General features: G+C 50.0%; 24 protein-coding genes and 1 other RNA gene. 9 read left to right on the forward strand and 16 right to left on the reverse strand.

Annotated elements, in window-relative coordinates; all coding sequences use genetic code 11:
- Window positions 1–12: 12 nt before the first annotated feature.
- From lepA to rpoE, 5 genes are all read right to left on the reverse strand, one after another.
- Window positions 13–1,809, reverse strand: a complete 1,797-nt coding sequence (gene lepA, locus BZG76_RS00650) for a translation elongation factor 4 (RefSeq protein WP_077459791.1) — start codon at window positions 1,807–1,809, stop codon at window positions 13–15.
- Window positions 1,810–1,887: 78 nt separating this feature from the next.
- Entirely contained in the window at window positions 1,888–2,385 is a 498-nt protein-coding gene (locus BZG76_RS00655; protein WP_077459792.1) for a SoxR reducing system RseC family protein, read from the reverse strand.
- A gap of 11 nt (window positions 2,386–2,396) precedes the next feature.
- On the reverse strand, window positions 2,397–3,365 hold the full coding sequence (gene rseB / locus BZG76_RS00660; RefSeq protein WP_077459793.1) for a sigma-E factor regulatory protein RseB: 969 nt from the start codon (window positions 3,363–3,365) through the stop codon (window positions 2,397–2,399).
- Window positions 3,362–3,994: an RseA family anti-sigma factor gene (locus tag BZG76_RS00665; protein WP_077459794.1), complete on the reverse strand. Its 633-nt coding sequence runs from the start codon at window positions 3,992–3,994 to the stop codon at window positions 3,362–3,364. Before BZG76_RS00665 ends, rseB begins: the two co-directional genes overlap by 4 nt.
- 32 nt (window positions 3,995–4,026) lie before the next feature.
- Window positions 4,027–4,608 (reverse strand): RNA polymerase sigma factor RpoE, encoded by a 582-nt coding sequence (gene rpoE, locus BZG76_RS00670; RefSeq protein ID WP_021022105.1) that lies wholly within the window; start codon window positions 4,606–4,608, stop codon window positions 4,027–4,029.
- Between the two features lie 332 nt (window positions 4,609–4,940).
- On the opposite strand from rpoE, the gene nadB reads away from it, so the two are divergent.
- A complete protein-coding gene (gene nadB, locus BZG76_RS00675; protein ID WP_077459795.1) occupies window positions 4,941–6,557 on the forward strand; it encodes an L-aspartate oxidase in 1,617 nt (538 codons plus the stop codon).
- A 57-nt stretch (window positions 6,558–6,614) separates the two neighbouring features.
- Here the strand turns inward: nadB and BZG76_RS00680 are convergent, their stop codons facing one another.
- The 3 genes from BZG76_RS00680 to BZG76_RS00690 all read right to left on the reverse strand — a co-directional run bounded on the left by BZG76_RS00680 (window position 6,615) and on the right by BZG76_RS00690 (window position 9,197).
- Window positions 6,615–8,444: a methyl-accepting chemotaxis protein gene (locus BZG76_RS00680; protein ID WP_077459796.1), complete on the reverse strand. Its 1,830-nt coding sequence runs from the start codon at window positions 8,442–8,444 to the stop codon at window positions 6,615–6,617.
- Between the two features lie 110 nt (window positions 8,445–8,554).
- On the reverse strand, window positions 8,555–8,965 hold the full coding sequence (locus BZG76_RS00685; RefSeq protein ID WP_131825307.1) for a hypothetical protein: 411 nt from the start codon (window positions 8,963–8,965) through the stop codon (window positions 8,555–8,557).
- The gene (locus BZG76_RS00690; protein WP_021022110.1) at window positions 8,934–9,197 is read right to left on the reverse strand and encodes an FAD assembly factor SdhE; all 264 of its coding nucleotides are present in this window, start codon (window positions 9,195–9,197) and stop codon (window positions 8,934–8,936) included. Before BZG76_RS00690 ends, BZG76_RS00685 begins: the two co-directional genes overlap by 32 nt.
- 215 nt (window positions 9,198–9,412) lie before the next feature.
- On the opposite strand from BZG76_RS00690, the gene ygfZ reads away from it, so the two are divergent.
- Window positions 9,413–10,396, forward strand: coding sequence for a tRNA-modifying protein YgfZ (gene ygfZ, locus BZG76_RS00695; protein WP_077459798.1), 984 nt, complete (start codon window positions 9,413–9,415; stop codon window positions 10,394–10,396).
- A 157-nt stretch (window positions 10,397–10,553) separates the two neighbouring features.
- Here ygfZ and gcvH read toward each other — a convergent pair whose 3' ends face one another.
- From gcvH to BZG76_RS00715, 4 genes are all read right to left on the reverse strand, one after another.
- A complete protein-coding gene (gcvH, locus tag BZG76_RS00700) occupies window positions 10,554–10,952 on the reverse strand; it encodes a glycine cleavage system protein GcvH (protein WP_021022112.1) in 399 nt (132 codons plus the stop codon).
- 182 nt (window positions 10,953–11,134) lie between these two features.
- Entirely contained in the window at window positions 11,135–12,370 is a 1,236-nt protein-coding gene (locus BZG76_RS00705; RefSeq protein ID WP_077459799.1) for an FAD-dependent 2-octaprenylphenol hydroxylase, read from the reverse strand.
- Window positions 12,367–13,557 (reverse strand): 2-octaprenyl-6-methoxyphenyl hydroxylase, encoded by a 1,191-nt coding sequence (gene ubiH, locus BZG76_RS00710; RefSeq protein WP_077459800.1) that lies wholly within the window; start codon window positions 13,555–13,557, stop codon window positions 12,367–12,369. Before ubiH ends, BZG76_RS00705 begins: the two co-directional genes overlap by 4 nt.
- A 57-nt stretch (window positions 13,558–13,614) precedes the next feature.
- Window positions 13,615–14,193, reverse strand: coding sequence for a UPF0149 family protein (locus BZG76_RS00715; protein ID WP_077459801.1), 579 nt, complete (start codon window positions 14,191–14,193; stop codon window positions 13,615–13,617).
- Window positions 14,194–14,538: 345 nt separating this feature from the next.
- Here BZG76_RS00715 and zapA point away from each other — a divergent pair, with 345 nt between their 5' ends.
- The 5 genes from zapA to serA all read left to right on the forward strand — a co-directional run bounded on the left by zapA (window position 14,539) and on the right by serA (window position 17,988).
- Entirely contained in the window at window positions 14,539–14,844 is a 306-nt protein-coding gene (gene zapA, locus BZG76_RS00720) for a cell division protein ZapA (protein ID WP_077459802.1), read from the forward strand.
- Between the two features lie 3 nt (window positions 14,845–14,847).
- A non-coding RNA gene (ssrS, locus tag BZG76_RS00725) (6S RNA) lies at window positions 14,848–15,030 on the forward strand.
- 27 nt (window positions 15,031–15,057) lie between these two features.
- Window positions 15,058–15,630 carry a 5-formyltetrahydrofolate cyclo-ligase gene (locus tag BZG76_RS00730; protein ID WP_021022117.1) on the forward strand — a complete coding sequence of 191 codons (573 nt, stop codon included), beginning with the start codon at window positions 15,058–15,060 and terminating at the stop codon, window positions 15,628–15,630.
- Window positions 15,631–15,745: 115 nt separating this feature from the next.
- Window positions 15,746–16,402 carry a ribose-5-phosphate isomerase RpiA gene (gene rpiA / locus BZG76_RS00735; protein WP_077459803.1) on the forward strand — a complete coding sequence of 219 codons (657 nt, stop codon included), beginning with the start codon at window positions 15,746–15,748 and terminating at the stop codon, window positions 16,400–16,402.
- A 356-nt stretch (window positions 16,403–16,758) separates the two neighbouring features.
- Window positions 16,759–17,988, forward strand: a complete 1,230-nt coding sequence (serA, locus tag BZG76_RS00740; protein ID WP_021022120.1) for a phosphoglycerate dehydrogenase — start codon at window positions 16,759–16,761, stop codon at window positions 17,986–17,988.
- 70 nt (window positions 17,989–18,058) lie between these two features.
- Here the strand turns inward: serA and yaaA are convergent, their stop codons facing one another.
- Both yaaA and BZG76_RS00750 read right to left on the reverse strand, forming a co-directional pair.
- Complete coding sequence (gene yaaA, locus BZG76_RS00745; RefSeq protein WP_077459804.1) at window positions 18,059–18,832, reverse strand: peroxide stress protein YaaA; 774 nt, start codon at window positions 18,830–18,832, stop codon at window positions 18,059–18,061.
- A 70-nt stretch (window positions 18,833–18,902) separates the two neighbouring features.
- Complete coding sequence (locus BZG76_RS00750; RefSeq protein WP_236719522.1) at window positions 18,903–20,327, reverse strand: alanine/glycine:cation symporter family protein; 1,425 nt, start codon at window positions 20,325–20,327, stop codon at window positions 18,903–18,905.
- 239 nt (window positions 20,328–20,566) lie between these two features.
- Between BZG76_RS00750 and BZG76_RS00755 the strand changes: the two genes are divergently transcribed.
- Window positions 20,567–20,746 carry a DUF3545 family protein gene (locus tag BZG76_RS00755; RefSeq protein WP_025674805.1) on the forward strand — a complete coding sequence of 60 codons (180 nt, stop codon included), beginning with the start codon at window positions 20,567–20,569 and terminating at the stop codon, window positions 20,744–20,746.
- Between the two features lie 130 nt (window positions 20,747–20,876).
- On the opposite strand, the gene ung is transcribed toward BZG76_RS00755, so the two are convergent.
- A complete protein-coding gene (gene ung / locus BZG76_RS00760; RefSeq protein ID WP_077459806.1) occupies window positions 20,877–21,578 on the reverse strand; it encodes a uracil-DNA glycosylase in 702 nt (233 codons plus the stop codon).
- A 53-nt stretch (window positions 21,579–21,631) separates the two neighbouring features.
- The gene (locus tag BZG76_RS15595; RefSeq protein WP_274532491.1) at window positions 21,632–21,757 is read right to left on the reverse strand and encodes a hypothetical protein; all 126 of its coding nucleotides are present in this window, start codon (window positions 21,755–21,757) and stop codon (window positions 21,632–21,634) included.
- A 473-nt stretch (window positions 21,758–22,230) separates the two neighbouring features.
- Here BZG76_RS15595 and grcA point away from each other — a divergent pair, with 473 nt between their 5' ends.
- Window positions 22,231–22,608 (forward strand): autonomous glycyl radical cofactor GrcA, encoded by a 378-nt coding sequence (gene grcA, locus BZG76_RS00765; RefSeq protein WP_021022125.1) that lies wholly within the window; start codon window positions 22,231–22,233, stop codon window positions 22,606–22,608.
- Window positions 22,609–22,631: the final 23 nt, after the last annotated feature.

Genomic DNA, 22,631 nt, shown 5'->3' on the forward strand with positions numbered 1-22,631 from the left:
TGGAATCCGTTGTTATTTATCTTTGCCCACATGCAAAATGGCCAAGAAAGCTTCTTGCGGCAGCTCGACATTACCGACCTGCTTCATGCGCTTCTTACCTTCTTTTTGTTTTTGCAATAGTTTTTTCTTACGACTCACATCACCGCCGTAACATTTTGCCGTGACGTTTTTACGCAACTGCTTGACAGTTGAACGAGCGATAATGTGATTGCCAATCGAGGCTTGGATGGCGATATCAAACTGCTGACGCGGAATAAACTCTTTCATCTTTTCCACTAGCTCGCGACCACGCGGTTGCGCATGAGCACGGTGCGTAATAATCGCCAGTGCATCGACACGCTCGCCATTCAGTAAGATATCCACCCGTACCATGTCAGACACGTCGTAACGTTCGAAGTTATAATCTAACGAGGCATAACCGCGCGATGTTGACTTAATACGGTCGAAAAAGTCCAACACGACTTCCGCCATGGGTATGTCATAGGTCAGCGCGACTTGATTACCGTGATAAACCATATCCACTTGGGCACCACGCTTCTCAACACACAAGGAAATCACATTGCCGACGAATTCATTGGGCACCAAGATATTACAACGCGCGATAGGCTCACCAATGGCTTGAATGTCATTCACAGGGGGCAGCTTAGCAGGGCTGTCTACATAAATGACTTCATCATCGGTTTGCGTTACCTCGTAAACAACCGTGGGGGCCGTGGTGATAAGATCGAGGTTATACTCGCGCTCCAACCGCTCTTGAATGATCTCCATGTGCAGCATGCCAAGGAAGCCACAACGGAAACCAAAGCCCAGTGCCGCCGAGCTTTCGGGCTCAAAGAACAAAGAAGCATCATTGAGGCTCAGCTTATCCAAAGCATCACGGAAGCTTTCATAATCATCGGATGAAATCGGGAATAAGCCCGCGTACACCTGAGGTTTCACTTGTTGGAAGCCTTCAATGCGTTTTTCGCAGCCGTTTTTGGCATGGGTAATGGTGTCGCCCACGGGGGCACCAAGGATATCTTTGATCCCACAGATCACCCAGCCTACTTCACCGGTTTGCAAACCATTAAGCTCTTTACGCTTGGGCGTGAAAATGCCAATGCTGTCCACGTTCCATTCTTGGCCCGTGCTCATGATTTTCACTTTGTCGCCTTTTTTTAGCGAGCCTTCACGAATGCGCACTAACGACACCACGCCAAGGTATTTATCGAACCAAGAGTCGATAATCAACGCTTGAGTGGGGGCGTCGGGGTTACCTTCCGGCGGTGGAATAAGGCGAACAATATCTTCGAGTACGCCATCGACTCCAACCCCTGTTTTGGCTGAACAACGCGTGGCTTCAATGGCTTCAATACCAACAATATCTTCGATTTCTTGCGCCACACGGTCTGGATCGGCGGCCGGCAAATCGATTTTGTTCAGGACAGGGACCACTTCAAGGTCCATATCCATTGCGGTGTAGCAGTTGGCGAGCGTCTGTGCTTCTACCCCTTGTCCTGCATCCACCACCAGCAAAGCACCTTCACATGCCTTCAGTGAGCGCGACACCTCATAAGAGAAGTCGACGTGTCCTGGCGTATCGATGAAGTTCAACTGATACTCATTGCCGTCTTTGGCTTTATAGTTCAGTGTCACACTTTGTGCTTTGATGGTGATACCGCGTTCACGTTCCAGATCCATGGAGTCAAGGACCTGCTCTGCCATTTCCCGGTCAGTAAGGCCGCCGCATACGTGAATGAGTCGATCAGAAAGCGTCGACTTACCGTGGTCAATATGGGCGATGATCGAAAAGTTACGAATATGCTTCATAAGTGGGTGTGACTTACTCGTTATCAATAAGAATGGGATCCTAAGATCAATTGGGCTGGATTCTACCGAAAATAGTGGCTAGTCGCTATCCTGGTGTCGGGTATTTATCACTGCCAACTCGGAAATTGGCTCTCCCATGACACGCAGAAGCTCAGGCTGCTGCTGTTCGGCACTCCCGACATATTTCGCTAAGCGTCGTGCGATACCGACCCCAAGGGCACCGAAGCCTAGGCTTAGTGCGATAACACCTCCTTCACCGCTGCCTGCCAACGCGGCAAAGAAAAATTGTCCCAGTAAGGCGCCCACGAACATCATCATTAATGGCACCATATAAACCACCAGCGCCGAGCGGAGCAAGGTGGCTTCACCGAGGCCAATTTCAACGAGCGTTCCTGTCGGCAGCGGTTCTGGCGAACGAACGCTGACATGGTTCACTTTTCCGGGTAGGGCCTTGGACACAATGCCAGTGCCACACTGGCTTTGCGATTTGCAGCTGCCACAGCTGGTTTGCTGCTGACAGGCAAGGGACAGCCAGCCGTCTTGGTACCCTGTTACCTCCGCCAGTGCTTTAATCATGGTGCAACCTTTTACTCTGTCTGTGATGTTGGCATGCGATTAATACGAACCGAATCAGCAATCCGTTTAGCGGTCTCCGGTGGAATGTCCCCCACCACTGTAATTTCGGCGTTGCCATTGATAACACTGTGCAGCGTCCGTCGGCCTTGGCGCACTATCTGTTTACGCACGGAGACATCGTCGGCTTTGGCTAAATAAACAGAAAAACTAAAAAGGCCGTCGCTAAACATTTGGCTTTCCACTGCCCGCTTAGTCATCATTAAACGATGGCGGTTACTGTACACAGGCTTAAAGCCATCTGGCAGCACCGTCACCTGCCAATCCAGGTCAGAGCGGCGGGTTGTTTGCGGGAGGGTTAATACCGGCGGCAGGGCTAACTGCGTGAGTTTTTGCATCGCGTCGTTAATTTTAGGCGTAACCACCAGCGATAAGGCGCGATACTGTTCAAGCGGATCCCCATCTCGGTCAAGTAAATCGGCTCTCACCGGTAGGTGACTGTCTTGGTCTAGCCAAAGCACGTACGAATATCGCTCACCATCTTTCGGTGTGATACGTACAACCTGGCAATCCATGCCCGCCTCGCGCGCATGCCCCATTGAGACAAAGTCATAATGGTTTGCCAGTATATCAATATCGGCCTGAATGAGAGTAGGCAATGGTGCCACCATATGATCACTGGCGATCGTGAAAGGGTCATAACCAGGTTCAAAATAGCTGATTTCCTTTCCGCGACGAATTACTTCTCGCGACGGACCACTCAAATACATGAGATGACCAAACGCTTCGCCACCTACCCGTGCATGGCGAAAACGCAGTGGCTCTAGGCTATTTTTGCCAACGAGAATGTAGGACAGTTCATAGTCCAAGGTATCGCTTGCGGTATCCATTTGATGTAACAAAGCCTCGGCAGAGGGTTCGGCCGAGGCTTGCGCAGACATCAAACTGACCAGCGCAAGCGCACCGATCAGAGTTTTTTTCATTGCTTACTACTGCTTGTCGACGGTGCCATTGTCTGATTGCTAGACAGACTATCCTTATTCAACCTTAGCTGCAATTCATAGTCTTTGAGCATTGCATTGACGCGCCGACGCTGCTCCATCATTTCAGATTCTGAAGGCGTCGCACGCAAATCATTCCGGCTTAAACTCACCGGTTCAGCAGCACCTGCAAAAGGAATCGTTTCCAATACTGGCGGTTGGGTTTGATTGCCAACCCCCGGAGACGTTGGTTCAGACTGGTTATAATGCTGCACGCCTACGATCACGGCGAGAGAAACACAAGCGGCGACACTGACCTGAGTGAGCTGTTGCAGCCAGCCAGGTAGGTGGCGACGCGCCTTTTCCGGACGCGGCTGTGACTCGTGCATCGGGTGCACGTTACTGTCAACGTGAGCGCCTTGATAAGCCGGTTCTGCTTCCAACGCGGACGCGACAGAATCGGCAATGTTCCATTGCAACGAGCCAGGCGCGTCACCACGCATCACATCACGAATGATGCCGAAGTCGCTCCAGGTCTGTTGTGCGCTATTATCTCGCTCTATGTCATGGATCACCGACGTGTCCACCCGTTCGCCATCTAATAATGCCGAAATTTTTTCTTTATCCGTCATTCAAGTCACCGTCATGCAGCCAGTAAAACTCGTTACCGTTTCATCAGTGGCCGGATGCGCTTTTCTACCGCTTCACGCGCTCGAAATATACGCGACCGTACCGTACCGACTGGACAATCCATTACCTGTGCAATTTCCTCATAACTGAGCCCATCGAGCTCGCGTAAGGTGATTGCGGTTCTTAAGTCGTCAGGCAGTGTTTCAATGGTCGAAAACACCACCTGCCTCAATTCTTCAGACAACATCAAGTTTTCAGGGTTCGATATTTCTTTTAACGACCCCCCACTTTCGTAATTTTCTGCTTCGTCGGCATCAATATCGCTGCCTGGTGGACGTCGTCCTTGTGCCACCAAATGGTTTTTCGCGGTGTTCACTGCAATGCGATACAACCAAGTATAAAACGCACTTTCGCCACGAAACCCCGGCAAAGCACGATACGCTTTAATAAACGCTTCTTGTGCGATATCCGGAATATCACCACTGTGTGAGCCTACATAGCGGGCAATAAGGTTACATACCTTATTTTGATATTTGACGACTAACAGATTGAAAGCTTGCTTGTCACCATTCTGTACACGTTCTATTAGAACCTGGTCGGTTAGCTGCTCGCCCATTCGAGCGTTTACTCCTTGGTTGATCTTTTCGCCCGATTATCGACATTCTAGGTCCGACGTTGTCAGAGCGCGGTTAAACCCGCTTGCGAGCTTTCGCTGAGAATTCGATGACCGCTTAGGAGAAAAGTTCCTCACCATGTTGGTTTTATTATGCGTGAAATCACATTACTGTGACGGAATGACCAAAGCGCGCGTCTTTGGCTGCGTGTATTGTCCCCCAAACAATGCCACGGTTGCAAACTTTCACCCAAGCAAGACTGGATTTGATCTTAGCGCGCGCGGCCGCGTCAAATTGGTGTAACATTGGGAGCGCAGAAAGAGGATTAGGGATCATGACGACCACAACTCAGGAACATCAATGTGACGTGTTGGTCATCGGCAGCGGTGCCGCTGGCTTATCGTTGGCGCTGCGTTTGGCGCCCACGCACCGGGTTATCGTACTCAGTAAAGGCCCTCTCAGTGAAGGGGCGACACTCTACGCACAAGGCGGCATCGCCGCTGTTTTTGACGAACAAGACTCAGTGGAGTCCCATGTCGAAGATACACAAATAGCCGGTGGCGGTATCTGTGATACCGATGTTGTCGACTTTATCGCCCGTAACGCCAAAGACTGTGTTCAATGGCTGATTGATGGCGGCGTGCCCTTCGATCAAGAAGACAGTGATGATGAAACCCCGCGTTATCATCTCACTCGCGAAGGTGGTCATAGTCATCGACGTATTCTACACACCGCCGATGCAACCGGTATGGCGGTGCAAAATTCATTGCAAGATAACGTTCGACAACATCCTAATATCACCCTACTCGAGCGTCATAACGCGCTGGACATTATCACGCGTAAAAAAGTCGGACTCGGCGGCCCTAATCATGTGTTAGGGGCCTATATTTGGAATCGCAATCAAGAAGTTGTAGAAACTGTCCGCTGCAATTATGTGGTGCTGGCAACAGGTGGCGCGTCTAAAGTGTATCAGTACACCTCTAACCCAGACGTCTCTTCTGGTGATGGCATTGCGATGGCATGGCGAGCAGGTTGCCGTGTCGCGAATCTTGAGTTCAATCAGTTCCACCCGACTTGTTTATACCACCCTGACGCGCGTAACTTTTTGCTAACCGAAGCATTACGTGGTGAAGGTGCGCACCTAAAACGCCCGGATGGATCGCGCTTTATGCAAGACTTTGATCCGCGTGGTGAGCTTGCTCCCCGTGATGTCGTGGCGCGTGCGATTGATTATGAAATGAAACGGCTTGGCGCTGATTGTATGTATCTCGATATCAGCCATAAAGATCCGCAATTTATCACCAAGCACTTCCCCACCATTTACGAGAAGCTAAAAGAGTACGGCATTGACTTGACCCAAGACGCCATCCCGATAGTTCCGGCCGCCCACTATACCTGTGGTGGTGTGATGGTGGATAAAAATGGCACTACGGATCTGCCTGGTTTATATGCCATTGGTGAAGTGAGTTATACCGGGCTACACGGTGCAAATCGCATGGCCTCTAACTCCTTGCTCGAATGTGTGGTGTATGCGTGGTCTGCCGCTGAGCATATTAAAGCCCACTCAGACCATATAGAGCCACACACAGCGTTGCCAGCTTGGGATGAGAGCCAAGTGATTTGTTCCGATGAGGAAGTGGTGATTCAGCACAATTGGCATGAGCTGCGCCTGTTTATGTGGGATTACATGGGGATTGTGCGCTCAACCAAGCGCTTAGAACGTGCTTTGCGTCGCATTGAGCTACTTAAACAAGAAACGCACGAGTACTACGCTAATTTTCGTGTCTCGAATAACTTGCTCGAATTACGTAATTTACTCCAAGTCGCTGAATTGATGGTGCGTTGTGCCATGCAACGCAAAGAAAGTCGTGGTCTACATTACACCATTGACTATCCTGACGCTCATGCCCAATCAGGTCCGACCATCCTCGTTCCCGATCAGCCGTGCTAATGTGGCGCATGGTATCGTCGCAATAAACAACGGCCAGTCTCTCGACTGGCCGTATGATTAGCTTTTAAATTCACTTACGGCCCGCTCTAAGTTAGCCGCTTCTTCTGCGACTTGATGAGCAGCTTGACGGTTTTGGCTCGCGCGTTCAGTACTCGTCTGGGCAATGTCTTGAATGTTGTGCACATTCTGGTTAACTTCTTTAGCAACCGAGCTTTGCTGCTCTATCGCCGTCGCAATATGCGTACTCATATCCATAATCTGTTGCATATCTTGCATAATCTGTGACAGCTCTTGCGAGGCGGCATCTACTTTGGTGACAGAGCTTTCGCCATCTTCTCGACTTTGCTCCATACGCTCTGCTACTGACTGTGTTTGCGCCTGCAGCGAGGTAATAATGCCCGATATTTCATCGGTCGATTGCCGAGTACGAGTCGCTAATTGACGCACTTCATCCGCGACTACTGCAAACCCTCGTCCTTGCTCCCCCGCACGCGCGGCCTCGATGGCAGCATTGAGTGCCAGCAGATTCGTTTGCTCTGAAATGTCTTTAATGACATCCAATACCGAGCCAATGGTCTCAGACAGCTTACTCAGTTCAAGCACCTCGTTACTGGTATTGCTGAGTGTCTCGGCCAATGTCATGATCATCGTCCGGGTATCATCCACCACTTGCTGTCCATTTTGCGCACGACCTAGGCTGGTTCTCGCGTTATCAGCCGCCTGATCGGTATTGCCGGCAATATCCCGAATCGTGCTTTCCATCTCATTCATCGCCGTTGCAGCATGGGTCGTTTCATCCAGCTGCGTCGCCAGTGCGGTGCCGGTTTGCGCCGTGCGAGACTCCACCTGCTCTGCGCTTTGGTGTAAAGCCTGCACCGCTCGGCTAACATCGACCACCATTTTTTGAATACTACTCAGCATCTGATTGACATCGTTTGCCATCAGTGAAATTTCATCTTGCCCAGTCTCATCGGCGCGCAAGGTCAGATCCCGTTGCTGAGTAATGGCCGCCATCTGCTGACTGAACAGCGCGATGCGCCGTTGAATACCTCGGTTCATCCACAGAGAAACCACCGTCATGATGATCGCTAACACCAATACTATCGACCCCGTCACTATCGTGGTCTGGCGTAGCGCTTGATCGATCGCTTGCTGGTATTCTTTGCTTAACGCGTCAAACATATTTTCCACTTGGTGCGTTTGACTCCGTATCTCGCCCAAAAGCCCTTTATCTGGCGCCAAACCTAATGCTTTTTTCTGCGCAACAACGTTTTCAACTTCAGACTGGTGAGCTTTAAACAGTGCCAATAGATCACCTTCAAGATAATCTGTTAAGGCATCCATATGATTTTGGTATTGGTCGATGTAATCCAGATGACTGCTTTGAACAAACAGCTTGGCGTCCGCCACTAACAAGCGAGCACTGCTTTCTAGCACAATATCGTTTTCAGTTGCGGCCACGAGCGCTTGACTCGCGCTTTGCATTTGGCCTCTTAAGCCTTGCTCTGTCGTTAAACCTAATGTTTGGTAGCCGTCACCCAGTTCGCTGAACCCATTTGCATAAGCTTGCATGGCTGTCTTAACGTCATCAATCGTGACGGTTTCTAACCCAAGGGAGGCACTGCGTGCTCGAAAGTCGGTCAGTTGCTGATTAAAGGTTGCGACGTTGTTTTCAAACCGAGAGAGGTATTTGGGATCCATCCGAGCAAGAAAGTCTTTTTCATTACGGCGTAAATTAAGCAGTACGACCTCGAGATCGGACACCGCGGTTAACTGGCGATGCATTTTATCTAACCGCGTTTCAGCGTTCCACGCCGCTGCCATCACAGCGAGTAATGCCAACACCGACATCACGGTAAGAGAAAGCAACTTGTGTTTTATTTTCATAACGACCCTACAACACCTTCAGAGCAAGACTGGATTAATCACGTACTTGCACTAACTATCGGCGATGTTAGGAAAAAGTAAAGCAAGGCAACCAAGGTGTCATAAATATGTCACAAATTATCCTGCTTTGGTTGACAATAATGCCGATAAATCAAACGAAAATGATAGTCCGGCAAGCCATGGCGCCACAAATACAAACAGCGCGCATCCGATTGCGCTTTGAGCATCATCAGCCAAGGCGTCGCCCAGATACATGTAATGGGTTGGCGTTCGCCGCTGGGTAGCCTTATCCAATCATCAAAATACACAGTGACACAGCCGGTACTCTCGACCAGTCGGTGTTGAAAGTGAATCAATTCACGGACAACGTGAAGCGTCAGGAAAGCACGCGCGCAAAGCGGGAGGGACACATGCACCGCCAATAGCCATGCCACCATCATCCCGACCAGGAATAAACAGACGGTGACATAGCGCGGGCAATGGAGTTGGCTATGTACGCAACTTACTTCGGTTATAGGCAACCACCTTCTCGACAACAGAGACCATCTTGGGGTCGTCAGGTTTACCATGCCCCATCAGCCAGGCAAACAGATCCGGGTCGGCGCTTTCTAAAAATGCGACAAAATCCTGTTTTTCATTTTCATTCAATGTGTCGTAGCATGCCTCAAAGTAGGGCATGACTAATACATCAAGCTCCAGCATCCCCCGACGGCATGCCCAACGAATTCGCGCTTTATCTTCAGTGTTAACCATGTTGACCTCTATCACTGATATCAGTGGATGGATACTATCAACGCCAGGGTCTGACGACCACTTTTCCCAAAAAAGAAAAGACGAATCTGAGAGCTCTCTAGCGTTAATCCGTCGTTTGGCGCAATACCCTTACAATACAAAGGCTGACAAGCCTGTTATGCACCATTACTATACGAGAGATAGCCTGTGTTTTCTCAACGGAGAGCGTGATTTATATGAGCGAATGGTATCAAACCCAAGCTTTTGAGCCTGTGGCACAACACCCCAGTGACCAGACGCCGGAACTGGCCATTGTTGCCCTCGATAATTGGGCGTTAACCAAAATTAGTGGCGACGACACTAAGTCATACTTACAAGGCCAGCTCACTTGCGATATTGAGCAGCTCGACGTGGATCAATCGACCTTAGCGGCGCATTGCGATCCAAAAGGTAAAGTCTGGTCCGTGTTACGTTTTTTCCACTTCCAAGATGGCTTAGCCATGGTGCAGCCGGCATCGATTGAGGCAACCCAATTACAGGAAGTCAAAAAATACGCCATCTTCTCTAAGATCGCATTTGATAAAGTCGACTGCGTACTTCTTGGCGTGGTTGGCACCCAGGCGGAAAAGTGGGTGACCGACCACTTTGGCCCACAAGGTAACGTCCGCCAGGGCGAGCAGGGAACGGCGGTGATGATCGCGCCTCATCGTTGGTTACTCGCGATCACTCCCGAGGCGGCAACCGCACTCGTGAATCAGTATCAGTCGTCCGCGATCCTTCTCAGCAGTGAATATTGGGACCGATATGAAATCGATGCCGCACTCCCTCGCATAGAAGCCGCAACCAGTGGAGAATTTATTCCTCAATCGTTGAATTTGCAGGCATTGAATGCCATCAGCTTCACCAAAGGCTGTTATACCGGCCAAGAGACCGTTGCTCGCGCTAAATACCGAGGAATAAACAAGCGGGCCATGTATAAACTCACAGGACAAGCCACACATACACCGGTGGCTGGGGATAAAATCGAGCGTTCTGTCGGTGAAAACTGGCGCTCTGGTGGGACCGTGCTTGCCGGTTACCGTCAAGCTAATGGCCAGGCAGCAGTGCTAGCAGTTCTGCCAAACAACCTCGATGACGAGACAGCATTTCGCCTAGCGGATGCGCCAGAGTTTATCTGGCAGCGTGAGCCTCTACCTTACTCTCTGACTGACGATGAATAAGTAGTGAGCTTGGCATCTCCCATACGGCTTGGCAAACACAGGTGACATCGGCGCTTGATCACGCCGACATCACTTACCGGGAAGCCAATAAACAGAAAGGGATCCCGCCAGGATCCCTCACTTGTCAATGCTAGTGGCACACGGTTGGTACTACACCTTAATCGGCATCTTGGTCGCCTAAGGTTTCTTCATACCCTTGTGCATCAAACAAGGCATCAATTTCTGATTCGTCAGTGGCTTGAACTTGAAAGAGCCAACCATCGCCGTAAGGATCGCTGTTGACTAACTCTGGGGCGCTATCCAACTCCTCATTCACGGCGATCACTTGCCCGGAAATCGGCGCATAAATATCTGACGCCGCTTTGACCGACTCGGCCACTGCGCAATCATCCCCGGCATCAAAGGTGTCACCTTCATCAGGTAAATCAACAAAAACCATATCACCAAGCAACGCTTGAGCATGATCGGAAATGCCAATGGTGAAGAGACCTTCCCCTTCAGGACGCACCCACTCATGCGTCTCAGTAAATTTTAATCCGGATGGAATATCGCTCATAATATTGTTCCTTGTTAGACCCAATGACCTTGTTATACCCAATACTCAGGTTGTAGCCAGTGCTCTAGTTGTATCCAGTGCTAATGTGCAACATCCGTCGGTAAATACAAACTTCCAGACAAGCTGTTCGTCATGCTGTTTAGCATATTTTCTTTTTTTCGCCAATTTCCGTTGTCACACGATCAAGAAAAATGGGCGCGCCGAGCAGGTGACTTCGCGAGATCAGGGAGCTCTCCCTCTAGCCCCAAGGCTTTGGCCATAAAGGGCTGTTTGGCGCCGGGTAGGTGATTCACCGCGCGCATACCTACACCACGAACGAGCTTTTTCACTGGGTTTTGACCATCAAACAAGCTCCGGAATCCCTGCATCGCCGCAATCATTTGCATGGCTTCCGCTTTACGCCAACGCTCGAAATGACGCAGTGACGCATACGCCCCGACATCTTTCCCTTTTTCTGAAAGTTGCGCGAGTGTCTGTGCTAACGCGGCCGCATCTAACATCCCTAAATTCACCCCTTGGCCGGCAAGCGGATGAATGGTATGTGCGGCATCACCGATAAGGGCAATGCGCTCAGAGGCAAAATTCTGAGCATAACGCATGGTAAGAGGATAACTCGCACGCGGTCCGGCCACCTCACATCGGCCTAATCTAGCGTCAAAGGCAGCCGTGAGCGCCCGCTCGAATCCATCAGACGCCATGTCGCGATACTCCGACGCTTGTTCAGGCGGCACCGACCAAACAATCGAACATAAATGCGGGTCGGACAGTGGTAGAAACGCTAAAGGGCCATCAGGCGTAAAAACCTGACGCGCGACGCCTTGATGAGGGGCTTCTGTACGTACCGTTGCCACCACAGCATGGTGTCCATAATCTCGCTGAACCAATGGAAAGTGTGCTTGCTCGCGCACCCATGAGCGAGCGCCATCGGCTCCGACAACCAGCTTTGTCGTCACACCACCTCCCGAGGCCAATTGCAACCAGGTTTCGCGCTCACCTTGCATCATAGACTGGCACTGCTCAGGCATGAGCATGGTGACATTACTCTGCTGCTGCACTTTGTCGAGCAGGGCAAGTTGAATCACGCGGTTTTCAACAATGTGTCCTAGGTTTTGCTGACCAAATGCCTGTGCGTCAAAATCAATTTGCGCAAAGCTATCTTTCTCCCAAACGTGCATTTTTTGATAGCTTGCCAGTCGGCGTGCGACGATACCCGGCCAAACATCTAAGGCACGAAGCATATTCTCGCTCGCGCGACTCAGTGCCGATACACGGTTTTCTGGTAGATCATCTAGTGTTATTACCGGTTTTTTACCTTCAATCACAACGATGCGTAAGTCCGTTTCTGCCAGTGAGGCGGCAAGTGTTAGCCCCACCATTCCACCACCTACAATCGCGACATCTGCATTGATCATCTTCATTTCGGTTCTACCCATCCTATGGTGCGTTGCACGAGGGGTTGTTTCACCCTTTCTATGGTCGACATCAACCCCAAACCTGCGTTCCGTGCGGCTGCAAGTAGTGCACTCTGATTAGAAAAAAGATGAACGAGCCCTGATGTTAGTGCGACGGTTGTATCTCTGTCTGGCTGGCGTTGACTGGCATAATCCATCAGGACCGGTATCGCGCCAATATCTTGCCCGCGCTGGAAGGCTGCGCTGACAGTTTGAGCCAGCGTGATGACATCTCGCAGGCCGAGGTTAAAGCCTTGTCCTGCAATGGGATGTAAACTTTGTGCTGCGTTGCCAACCACCGCCACGCGATGACTCACTGGCCGCACGACCTGATTGAGCACCAGCGGGTAGGCGTGACGTTCTCCGACATGAAGTAACTTACCAAGACGCCAACCGAAAACCTGTTGTAAGCGTTGTAAAAAAACCGAATCGCTGACTTGGGTGAGCGGTTGCGCCTCATCGGGAGTCATGCACCACACTAATGAGCAACGTCCTTGCGACATGGGCAGTAACGCGACGGGCCCCGTGTCGGTAAAACGCTCAAAGGCGTGACCTTGATGCGGAAGCGCCGTAGACACATTGGCAATCACAGCCACTTGGCCAAAGTCGTGCTGCTGCCGGGGGAGATGGAGCAAACGACTACAAGGTGAGCGACCGCCATCGGCGGCAATGAGTAATGATGCCGTTAGCGATTGTCCTTGTTTAAGTGTGACAGTAACAGCGTCAAGCTTTCGCTCAATCGCGATCACTGCATCAGGACAAAAGACATCGATGGCGGGACGCGCATGCAGTTTTTGGTGCAATACCGCGCCGGCATCTGCCAGTTCAATGACCTGACCGAGATATGACACGCCCTGCGTTTGCGCATCAATATGCGTTTGCCCAGCATGACCACGATCTGAAACGTGAATATGTTGGATCGGTGTGCCAAACGGCGCCAACGCCTCCCAAAGTCCCAGTTGCTCAAAAGCAGCGCAACTGCCCTCGGCTAACGCGATACTCCGCGCATCATAACCTGGGTGATCACCATGGTTTGGCACCATCGCCTCAACGACCGCAATACGTAACCTCCCGCCACTTAGCGTATCTAACGCCAGTGCCGCGGTTGCGCCGGCCATTGCACCACCAGCAATCACTATGTCATAGGCTTTCATCCTACTTTTCCTCACCCTGAGTCATCACCACGCCTCAAACCGCAGACGTCATTGCGGTTAATGGCGCGTTTTTGGCGTCTCGTCGTCAGTTTCAAGACGTGCGCCAAGCTCGGCATGGACAACCAAGCTACACACACGCACATGCTCAACAACCTGCTCAAGCAAGTCCGCTTGCTCTTGCAAATCCCCGTCTTCGTCAATCCCTAACTGCGCCACTTCCTTTAAATCGCTGAGCGCTTCTGTGACGTCTTTGGATAGTTTACGCCCCTTTGTCCCAATCAGACCAACGCCAGCAAGAAAGGTATTAATCCATTCCACTAACGCTTCTGCACGGGCAACGACACCCGAGTGTTCATCATCCGGAACATAAATATCGAGATCTAAATCCGTTCCTGTCAGTTGGGTTTTCAATTGATGGTAGCTTTGCATGGCCAAGGTTTTTGACTCGGTCGGCCAGCCCATTCCTTGGTTGGTATAATCATAAAGCATGGTTAGCCAACTCCCCTCTTCCAGTGCCAAGCCACCACTTAGCATGCCGGCGATCAATCCATGCATTTCTGCCGGCGTAACCGCCAGGCTATCTGCTGTTAATATTTCTGCAGTCTTCGCATATGCGGGTAAACGGGTTTCAGTCACAATGTTGCCCTTGGTCGTGCGCTCAAAAATAAGTGGGTTAGTTTAGCATTTCACACCACAGGGCTGAATCACTCAGCGAAAAAACCCGTGATTCTTGGCCAGCTTGTGCGATGCAGAATTATTCTGTCCATTATGGTGGCCACAAGCCCAGTGTAAAAGCAGGAAGGCCGTTGCCACGATGATAAAGATCAACCCCTCGGTGTCCATTTTTGTCTAAATTCTCTGCATCACTCACCAAGGCGGCTTTCGATGTAGTGTATTCGGGAAAATAATTGCTAGAATAGCGCCATTATTCTGTATCTGGCCCTCGACATTGCGGGCCGTATGAGGAGCCAGCTTGGGACTATGAACACACAACCGGTTGAAATTAAAATCCTGGATCGCCTTGTTCGCGTCAATTGTCCGCCTGGACAAGAGCAAGCGCTTAAAGATGCAGCAAACGAGTTCGATCAACGGTTGCATCGGCTGGCAGAGCGCACTAAAGTAACCAATACAGAGCAGCTAATTGCCATTGCCGCTTTGAATGTTTGTCATGAATTAAATGATGCCAAACAAGCGTTGGAGACAGTTGAAGATCAGGTCAAGCAACGGACCGCCCTGATGACTGCCCAACTCGATAAAGCAGTGGCAGTGCAAGGATCGCAAAAATAATCGAATTCCCTGGGGTGTTTGTCAGCGGATCAACGTCCCTGAGCCGATAAGCAAACCGAAGGGTGTGTTGTTATAAGCTACTGAGCAAGCTCGGCTCGTACCGAGAAGCCTACGGTTTATACTACCCACCCGCCTTGAACCAGCGGGTTCAAGGGCCATCGATCCCAACGGCATCCCGGGGCCCTCCTTTACAGGCTAGCATTAAGGACAGTTATGCAGCCCAGACAGCAGATTCGCCAAACCATCCGTCACGCGCGTCGCCAGCTCTCGCCTGAACAGCAAACCGAGGCGGCCCAGCAGGTTGCGGCACGCTTTATGACATTACCTGACGTCGTTCATGCGCAGCGTATCGCCTTATACCTCTCTTTTGACGGTGAGTTGGACACCCAACCGGCAATCAACGCCTGCTGGCAGGCAGGAAAACAGGTTTATTTACCGGTTGTTCATCCGTTCAGTCGCGGCCATTTGCTGTTTTTACAGTACCACCCTCACACGCGCATGCGCCTTAATCGTTATAACATTGCCGAGCCCACTTTAGATATTCGCACCCTGATCCCTAGCTCAAAACTGGACATCATCGCCACGCCATTAGTGGCTTTTGACGCCGACGGCCAGCGCCTAGGCATGGGTGGCGGCTATTATGATCGCACGCTGGGTTTGTGCGCGCCAAATGCGACCGCCATTGGCCTCGCCCATGATTGCCAACGTTGGCATTCATTACCTTGCGAGCAATGGGATATTCCTTTACCCCATATACTGACACCAAGCCAACACTGGCATTGGTGAGCCATCATTTCGCCAACTTAGACGTTGACTCGCATCGATTTCGCGACCCATAGCCTGACGCCACGATTTGGCTTCGCTATAATCACGCCTTATTCCCCGTTACGCAGGAGTTACCATGACCCAGGACGAAAAGAAAAAAGCCACCGGTGAAGCGGCGGTAGAGTATGTTAAGCCAGGCAGTATTATTGGCGTTGGCACCGGCTCGACAGTGAATTACTTTATTGATGCCCTTGAGCCAATGAAAGAAAAAATCAAAGGGGCGGTATCAAGCTCAGACGCGTCGACCGAGCGCTTAAAAGCGTTAGGGATTGAAGTCTTTGATGCCAACGAAGTGGGTCACCTCGATATCTATGTYGACGGTGCGGACGAAATCAATAAGCGCAATCATATGATTAAAGGCGGCGGCGCCGCATTGACGCGCGAGAAAATTGTTGCCGCCATTGCCGATAAATTTATCTGTATTATCGATGATACCAAACACGTCGATGTGCTTGGCGAGTTCCCGCTCCCTGTCGAAGTCATCCCAATGGCCCGCTCTTACGTGGCACGAGAGCTTGTCAAGCTGGGCGGTGATCCTTGCTATCGTCAAGGCGTGGTGACTGATAACGGCAATGTTATCCTGGATGTTCATAACCTCAAGATTCAGGATCCTAAAGGTCTCGAAGATACCATTAATGGGATCCCGGGCGTGGTGACTGTAGGCTTATTTGCCAACCGCGGTGCCGATATCGTCCTAACCGGCACCGATTCTGGGGTGAAAAAAGTGGCATAATAAACGCATAATCCTGCAGATCAACGGCTTATACCCGCCCATTAGCAGCATTAAAAACCAAACGTTTGCGCTCAATGTAATCAATAAGTTAAAAGCACCTTCTTAAAGGTGCTTTTTTTATGGCATAGAACGGATAAGTCTTACCCCTTATATGAATTTTTGTTATCTTGGTCACTGTTCTGATACCGGTTCATCGCAGGCCCATGTGCGACTTGGCGTAAAAAGATCAGGCTACTGACCACGTCACCCGTTGCACTGTCTTCACCAGAAATCTAGGGGAAAGGGTGACGATGCCTCCCGGCGTTCAGGCGCAACATTGCGACCCACTATTGTTTCTAAGGAAGAGAACAGCCCACATGTCACACTATTCATTGGACAAGAATAAGATAAAAATTTTACTGCTCGAAGGCGTCCACCCCACAGCCGTTGAATCATTCAAACAAGCGGGTTACACCAATATCGAGTATCACAAAGGCTCACTCACCGGTGAAGACCTTGAAACCGCGATCAAAGACGCGCATTTTGTTGGGTTACGCTCACGTACCCAGCTCACCGAAGCTGTTTTTAAGCAGGCCAAAAAACTGGTGGCTGTCGGATGCTTTTGTATCGGGACCAATCAAGTTGATCTCGATGCCGCCGCGAAACGCGGTATCCCGGTTTTCAACGCGCCTTTCTCAAATACTCGCAGCGTCGCCGAGCTCGTACTGGGTGAAATTTTATTGCTACTGCGCGGCATTCCTGAGAAAAACGCCAAAGCTCACCGTGGCGAATGGTTAAAATCTGCTGAACGTTCTTACGAGGCGCGCGGCAAAGTGCTTGGGATCATTGGCTATGGCCACATTGGTACCCAGCTCAGTATTTTGGCCGAAAACCTCGGGATGCGAGTCTATTACTATGATGTCGACAACAAGCTTTCACTCGGTAATGCCATTCAAGTTAACTCGCTAACAGAGTTACTGAATCGCAGTGATATTGTTTCTTTGCATGTTCCAGAAACCGCAAGCACACAAAATATGATTGATGCCGACGCGTTCGCACGCATGAAGCCGGGTGCAATCTTTATTAATGCTTCACGAGGGACCGTGGTTGATATTGACGCGCTCTGCGGCGCTTTAGAAAGTCAGCACCTCGCAGGGGCCGCTATCGATGTCTTTCCTGTGGAACCAAAAACCAATAAAGAAGCGTTCAGTTCACCGCTGCAGGCCTTTGATAATGCGTTACTCACGCCACATATTGGCGGCTCGACCCATGAAGCCCAAGAAAATATTGGCCTTGAAGTGGCAGGAAAATTAATCAAATACTCGGACAACGGGTCGACACTATCGTGTGTTAATTTCCCTGAAGTGTCATTGCCTGAGCATCAAGGTCGCTCACGCTTGCTGCACATTCATGCCAACCGCCCGGGTGTGCTCACCAAAATTAATACCACTTTTGCCGATGAGGGCATTAACATTGCCGCTCAGTATCTACAAACGTCGGCACAGATTGGTTATGTGGTCATTGATGTGGAGATGGAGCAAGCGGATAAAGCATTGAAAAAACTCAAAGCCATTGAAGGCACCATACGTGCACGTATCTTACACTGAGATAACGCGCCAGTAGCGTCGATCAAAAAAAGCCCCAAATGGGGCTTTTTTACCACTCACAGTCTTGTCTTTACTGCTCATCGCGCAGAAATACCAACTCATTACCTTTAGACAGTTCTTCACTGAAGTAGTAACCAGCAACATCAAACCCTTTAATATCTGTCACGGATGTCGCTCGTTGATCAATCAGATAACGCGCCATCATCCCACGGGCTTTTTTCGCGTAGAAACTGATCACCTTGTACTGCCCATTTTTGCAGTCTTTAAAGACGGGCGTGATAATATCACCTGCGAGTTTTTTCTTGTTGACCGCTTTAAAATATTCATTGGAGGCGAGATTGATCAGTAGCGGATTGTCTTGCGTCGCTAACGTCTCGTTGAGTGCATCTGTGATGATATCGCCCCAAAACTGGTACAAGTTATCGCCACGCGGCGTCGCTAACTTGGTGCCCATTTCCAGGCGATAAGGTTGCATCAAATCAAGCGGACGCAATAGGCCATAAAGGCCAGAAAGCATTCGAAAATGCGCTTGTGCCCAGTCAAAGTCCTGCTCTGACATCGAATTTGCATCCAAGCCTGTATAGACATCCCCTTTAAACGCCAAGGCTGCAGGGCGAGCATTGTCAGGTGTAAATGTCGGTGACCACTCAGCAAAGCGTACCGCGTTCAGGCTAGCAATTTTATCACTCACCTTCATCAATGAGCCGATATCGGCAGGCGTCAGTTGACGGCATACCGCTATCAACGCCTCTGAATGCGGAGTGAACTGCGGCTTTGTGTATCGTTCGGTTGGTAACGGTGACTCATAATCCAGCGTTTTTGCCGGAGAAACCACAATCAGCATTTTGCTAACCCCTTTGTTGTCTGTCTATCGCTAAGCCTATCACTCCGGTGCAAAAAAAACACCGTTGCCCCTAGCGCTTAGGAAGCGGCCACGCTTTTTCATCTAATTGGCTATGCAACTCAGGAAACCGGCGACTATCAAACACAGGCACCCGCCCTAACGAACGTTGTGTGTGATAGTCGGCCGCGAGACGTTTCACTATTCCCGACAGCAATAAAATCGCGATCATATTGACGAGCGCCATCATCCCCATGGATGCGTCTGCCAGCGTCCAAACAAGCGGTAGCTCCGCCAATGCACCAAACATGACCATACCTAAAACGAGCGCACGAAAATAAGGGAGTGCCGGACGCCAGCGGCCATTGATAAAAAGTAGATTGGTTTCAGCATACGAGTAATTGGCAATAATCGAGGTGAATGCAAAGAAAAAAATCGCCACGGCAACGAATTGTTCTCCCCACCCCCCAACTTGTGCACTCAGTGCCCGCTGTGTTAATTCAACCCCCGTCACTTCCCCCCCGGGAATATACTCTCCAGACAGAAGAATGATCGCCACGGTTGCGGTACAAATCACCAAAGTATCGACAAAAACTCCGAGCATTTGCACATAGCCTTGAGAGACAGGATGTGGCGGATAAGGCGTCGCTGACGCTGCCGCGTTCGGGGCAGATCCCATCCCGGCCTCATTCGAAAACAAGCCGCGTTTAATCCCTTGGATCATGCCTTGCGCCAAGGTATAACCCAACGCGCCGGATGCCGCCTCATGTAAACCAAACGCGCTTTTTATCACCAGCATAAAGACGGCTGGCACCTGATCAAGGTGCATGATCACCACATACAAGGACAGCGAAAGGTATAGCAGCGCCATCACTGGGACGACGACTTCTGCGGTTCGGGCTATCTGTCGCAGACCGCCATAAATAATCAACCCACTGACCAGCACCAATCCTGCGCCTACGTATGCAGGAGGCCAGCCAAACGCCACTTGAGCCGCTTGCGAAATAGAATTGGCTTGGACCGAGTTGAATACCAACCCGAAGGCGAGAATGAGTAAAATAGAAAAAAGGATCCCCATCCAACGCATGCCAAGGCCATGCTCCATATAATAAGCCGGCCCACCGCGAAAATAACCGTCGGGATCTTGTACCTTATACACTTGCGCCAAGGTACTTTCGGCAAAGGCCGTTGCCATACCAAGAAATGCCATCAGCCACATCCAAAAAATGGCACCCGGCCCACCTAACGACAATGCCACCGCCACACCGGCCATGTTCCCCGTGCCCACGCGCGCCGCGAGTCCCGTACAAAGGGCTTGAAAAGAGGAAATGCTACCGTGGTCATGGCGGCGGCTATGACGCATAACAGAGAACATATGCGAGAAATGACGAAATTGGATACCGCCCAACGTCAGCGAGAAAAAGATACCTCCGCCAATGAGCACATAAATGAGTACCGAGCCCCAAATCAGATCATTGATAAAAGTGAGTAGGCTCAATTGACTGTCCCTCGTCATATTAAAAAGGAATGATTATATGGCGCGCAATCTTCGCGTGAACGGCTACCGAGGTCAATTTAAACTCGCCGCTGTTGAGTGAATCGTCACTGATTTGGAAAATCAGTGAGCGCAATCTCATAAAAACTTCATCTCACTGCCACAAATGAGAAATAGTTCAATTTTATGTTAGGGGCGAGTGTGGTATTAAAAAACTAACCGCAAGGTGAAAAGAGGTGACTATGGAAAACATTGCCTTTAACGATATGTTTGAGCAAGACCCACCACGGCGCAATGGACGCGCAAAACCAGTCAAACGTAAATGGAGAGAAATTGAAGCGCTGAAAGATAAACAGCGGCTAAAAAAAGAATTGGAAGACATCGATATTTTTGGCGATTTCTCTCAACTGGACCTCGATTAACTCACCCTCAACATAAAATGACTAAAAGGTGCTCAATGAGCACCTTTTTTATCTTCAATCCGACGCGGATCCGTCCGCTTAACGCTCATCTATCCGCTTAGCGTCTATTTATCGACTAGCGCTTCACCGTTCATTCATGCTTATCCGCTGTCTCGTCATCTAAACGCGGTTGCCAATCAATCGGATTGCTTCCCTGCTCGAGCAAATATGCATTGGTTTGTGAAAAGTGTTTACAACCAAAAAAACCACGATGAGCTGAAAGCGGTGAGGGATGAGGCGCCGTCAATATATGGTGGCGATCACGGTCAATGGCTTTGCCTTTTTTTTGTGCATGTGCCCCCCACAGTAAAAAAACAACGCCTTCGCATTGCGAATTCACCACATCGATCACGCGGTCAGTCAATGTTTCCCAACCTAACTTAGCATGTGAATGCGCTTTACCCTGCTCCACGGTCAGCACCGTATTGAGAAGTAACACACCCTGCTGCGCCCAACTTTGTAAGTAACCGTGCGAGGGGATCTTAAAACCGTCAATGTCGGTCGCAAGCTCTTTATAAATATTGACCAATGAAGGCGGTGTTTTTACCCCTGGCCGTACCGAAAAGCTCAGTCCATGTGCTTGGTTCGGTCCGTGATAGGGATCTTGACCCAAGATCACCACCTTTACATCACCAAGCTCGGTGAATCGAAAAGCATTAAACACATCGTCTTTGGGGGGAAAGATCGGAACGCCCTTGGCTCTTTCACCGTCGACATACGCTAAGGTATCGCGAAAATACGCGTGTTGTTTTTCTTCGGCCAGCACCTGCTGCCACGTTTGCGCCTGAGTCATGGTTGCTCCTTATCATCACACCGGCGCTATTTTAACGAGGCAGCCGCTTAAAATCAGTGGGGAGTCCGATCTTTTGTTCGCTCGGTGTGGGCGTGATAGTGACGCTGGCAGCGGCCTTGAACCGCACGGTTTGGCGTTGGCAAGCTAGTACGGGGCATGGTCGTGGTTGGCTGAGTCATAAGTCGCTCCTTATCTCGCTACAAAGGTGTCGCCTCTTTATTAAGGCCATATTGCTTATGAAAGATTAATGCCAACCTTTTTATTCTATATTAATCATATAGTTAAACTCAATCTCCCGACTCACACCTACGTAGTTGCGCACCGATAGTGCAATGCTGCCTCCTTATCGCACACCGACAGAGCCCAGACAGAGCCTGTGAGTGTACACAAGAGCGCATAAAAACTTTCATTTGTAATAAAATAACAACATAGACAGGCTCTTTAATACGAATAGGTTTTTATTGCACTTAAATACGTGCTACATAACTGAAATAAATGAACTTATGTTGATGCAAGATAAATACTCACCCCCTAAAAATGGTCATAAGTTGACCTAAATCAATATATATACATCGAAAAAGGCGTATATATAAGGGCTCAAAATGATGAAATCTTACATCATTAAAGTCACTATCAATAAAGGGGATAGGCCATGATCACCGGCATTCAAGTAACCTCAGCGGCCAATGATGACCTTATCAATTCTATCTGGTTGATCAATAAAGACGCAGACCAAGCTCGTTGTGTTTGTGCAAAGCAGGGCTTTGAAGCAGACCAAGAAGTTGCTTTGTCTTCTTTGGGTGAGTTTGACTATCGCGAAGTCGAAATCGAAACCCAAGCCGTTAACGAAGGCGGCCAGCATCTCAACGTTAATGTACTGAAGCGCGAAACGTTGGAAGATGCCGCCAAGCATCCAGAGAAATATCCGCAACTGACCATTCGCGTATCAGGGTATGCCGTCCGTTTTAACTCGCTAACACCTGAGCAGCAACGTGATGTGATTACTCGCACCTTTACTAGCTCGCTATAAACAAAGGTCGAATACACCCAATA

Origin of the sequence: Salinivibrio sp. AR647 (assembly GCF_001995415.1) — a bacterium.
In the GTDB taxonomy this organism is placed as follows: Bacteria; Pseudomonadota; Gammaproteobacteria; order Enterobacterales; family Vibrionaceae; genus Salinivibrio; species Salinivibrio costicola.

Coding starts and splice junctions, on each gene's coding strand:
- lepA (WP_077459791.1), bottom strand. CDS start 1,809: ATGAAGCATATTCGTAACTTTTCGATCATCGCCCATATTGACCACGGT.
- BZG76_RS00655 (WP_077459792.1), bottom strand. CDS start 2,385: ATGATTAAAGCACTGGCGGAGGTAACAGGGTACCAAGACGGCTGGCTG.
- rseB (WP_077459793.1), bottom strand. CDS start 3,365: ATGAAAAAAACTCTGATCGGTGCGCTTGCGCTGGTCAGTTTGATGTCT.
- BZG76_RS00665 (WP_077459794.1), bottom strand. CDS start 3,994: ATGACGGATAAAGAAAAAATTTCGGCATTATTAGATGGCGAACGGGTG.
- rpoE (WP_021022105.1), bottom strand. CDS start 4,608: ATGGGCGAGCAGCTAACCGACCAGGTTCTAATAGAACGTGTACAGAAT.
- nadB (WP_077459795.1), top strand. CDS start 4,941: ATGACGACCACAACTCAGGAACATCAATGTGACGTGTTGGTCATCGGC.
- BZG76_RS00680 (WP_077459796.1), bottom strand. CDS start 8,444: ATGAAAATAAAACACAAGTTGCTTTCTCTTACCGTGATGTCGGTGTTG.
- BZG76_RS00690 (WP_021022110.1), bottom strand. CDS start 9,197: ATGGTTAACACTGAAGATAAAGCGCGAATTCGTTGGGCATGCCGTCGG.
- ygfZ (WP_077459798.1), top strand. CDS start 9,413: ATGAGCGAATGGTATCAAACCCAAGCTTTTGAGCCTGTGGCACAACAC.
- gcvH (WP_021022112.1), bottom strand. CDS start 10,952: ATGAGCGATATTCCATCCGGATTAAAATTTACTGAGACGCATGAGTGG.
- BZG76_RS00705 (WP_077459799.1), bottom strand. CDS start 12,370: ATGAAGATGATCAATGCAGATGTCGCGATTGTAGGTGGTGGAATGGTG.
- ubiH (WP_077459800.1), bottom strand. CDS start 13,557: ATGAAAGCCTATGACATAGTGATTGCTGGTGGTGCAATGGCCGGCGCA.
- zapA (WP_077459802.1), top strand. CDS start 14,539: ATGAACACACAACCGGTTGAAATTAAAATCCTGGATCGCCTTGTTCGC.
- BZG76_RS00730 (WP_021022117.1), top strand. CDS start 15,058: ATGCAGCCCAGACAGCAGATTCGCCAAACCATCCGTCACGCGCGTCGC.
- serA (WP_021022120.1), top strand. CDS start 16,759: ATGTCACACTATTCATTGGACAAGAATAAGATAAAAATTTTACTGCTC.
- yaaA (WP_077459804.1), bottom strand. CDS start 18,832: ATGCTGATTGTGGTTTCTCCGGCAAAAACGCTGGATTATGAGTCACCG.
- BZG76_RS00755 (WP_025674805.1), top strand. CDS start 20,567: ATGGAAAACATTGCCTTTAACGATATGTTTGAGCAAGACCCACCACGG.
- ung (WP_077459806.1), bottom strand. CDS start 21,578: ATGACTCAGGCGCAAACGTGGCAGCAGGTGCTGGCCGAAGAAAAACAA.
- BZG76_RS15595 (WP_274532491.1), bottom strand. CDS start 21,757: ATGACTCAGCCAACCACGACCATGCCCCGTACTAGCTTGCCAACGCCA.
- grcA (WP_021022125.1), top strand. CDS start 22,231: ATGATCACCGGCATTCAAGTAACCTCAGCGGCCAATGATGACCTTATC.